The sequence below is a fragment of the Cupriavidus sp. SK-4 genome (assembly GCF_000611125.1).
Taxonomy (GTDB): Bacteria; Pseudomonadota; Gammaproteobacteria; order Burkholderiales; family Burkholderiaceae; genus Cupriavidus; species Cupriavidus necator.
This window is the reverse complement of sequence record NZ_JFJW01000219.1, coordinates 1-1,489: the sequence shown is the minus strand read 5'-3', so window position 1 is coordinate 1,489 and position 1,489 is coordinate 1. Positions and strand designations below refer to the sequence as shown.

General features: G+C 65.3%; 2 protein-coding genes. Both read right to left on the bottom strand.

Annotated elements, in window-relative coordinates; translation table 11 throughout:
• On the bottom strand, positions 1 to 969 hold a 969-nt coding region (locus CF68_RS34525; protein WP_035828000.1), incomplete at its 3' end, for a PaaX family transcriptional regulator C-terminal domain-containing protein.
• Positions 969 to 1,430, bottom strand: coding sequence for a hypothetical protein (locus tag CF68_RS34520; RefSeq protein WP_035827998.1), 462 nt, complete (start codon positions 1,428 to 1,430; stop codon positions 969 to 971). The genes CF68_RS34525 and CF68_RS34520, both read right to left, overlap by 1 nt.
• Positions 1,431 to 1,489 lie beyond the last annotated feature (59 nt).

Genomic DNA, 1,489 nt, shown 5'->3' with positions numbered 1-1,489 from the left:
GCCCTGCAAAGCCGGCGCTGCGGACGGCGTGCCGCCAAAGCGCCGCAATACCTCGTCCGAGACGGGGGCGAGAGTGCCTTCGCTGGTCTGCACCGTCTCGGCGAGAAACATTTCAGAAGGCGGCAGGAGCTGGAAATACAATGCCCGGCACAGCGCATAGGCTTCGGTGCCGGCCCATGAGGGAGGCAGCAGCTGCAGCGGCAACTTGGGATCCTGCAAGACGATGCGGCGATAGGCCAGCACCAGCAGGGTGCGCACCTGGAAGGCGGTTTCCGGCGGAATCTCCCCCTCCGACAGCGCCGCCTGCACCGGTCCGAACAGCGCGATGAAGTCCCGGTACCCGGCCTCCACCGCGTCCAGGCTCCAGGCTTTGCGGATGGTGGCCTGCATCGACGCCGGCGCCATCTGGCTTGCCGGCGTCGCGCTCAGTATCTGCACCTTGCCCTCGATCTTCAGCTCACGCACCAGATGCTGGCAGGCGCCGGGGTCGTTGCCCGGCGCCGCGTAAAGATTGGGCGCGAACGGCCCGAAGCCGAGCCATTGCAGCCGCAGCTTGAGATCGGCCACGACCCGCTTGTCGAAGTTGTCGGGCTCGAACAGCACGATCTGCCAGCTGCCGTCCCAGACGGACCTGGGCTCACCATAGACGCGTTCGAAGTAGTCCCGAGAATTCTCGAAGGTTTCCTTGCTGAGCGAGTAGTAGCTGTATTTGCCACTGCGCACCGCATCGAGCCAGCCGTCGTACACCAGCCTGAGCGCGGCGGTGCGCACGTGGGACGCTTCCAGCCCGAACGCGCTCACCAGTTGCACGATGCTGCTCAGCCATACCGACCCGCGCCCGGGCGAGAGCATGTCGCCGAACACGGTGCTGATGATCGCCTTCGGCGAGAAAGGAACCTGCCCGGCCAGCCCTGCGCTCAGCTCTTCCCAGCTGACTTGCCGGGCCTTGGTCGTTGCCGCCTTCGCCATCACGAATTCTCCTTGGATGGGCCAATTATATCGGTCGGCGCGCCGGCGCCAGGCGTGTCACTGGCGTTGGCCGCCGCGGCCAGAGCCAGCTGCAGCTGGCCGCGCAGCGCGCCGAAGCGTTCGACCGCGTCCTCGAACGCGTCGCGCGCGCTGGCATAGCGTTCGATGATGTCCGGGTGCGGTCCCAGGGCAACGATGTCGGCATGGATCGCGTCGCATTGGTTGAGCAGGCTGTCGAGCTGGATGCGGTCGCGCATGTACTGCCTGGCGAGTTGAGCGGCAGCGGCGTCGAGCGTTGCGTAGGTGGGCACGAGCCGGCCGGGTGCGCAAGGGAAGTCCGCCTGCAGGCGGCCCCATTCGGCGTCGAAGTCGAGTGGCACCTGCGTTTGCGCATCGGCGCGGTAGCCGAAACGCGCCAGCTGTTGCCGGCGTCCGTGTTCGTTCCAGGCGGGGTGGTTCATACCGTCTCCATGTAATACAAAGATGTTGTTTTAAAAAACATTCTTTGTATTATACTGGC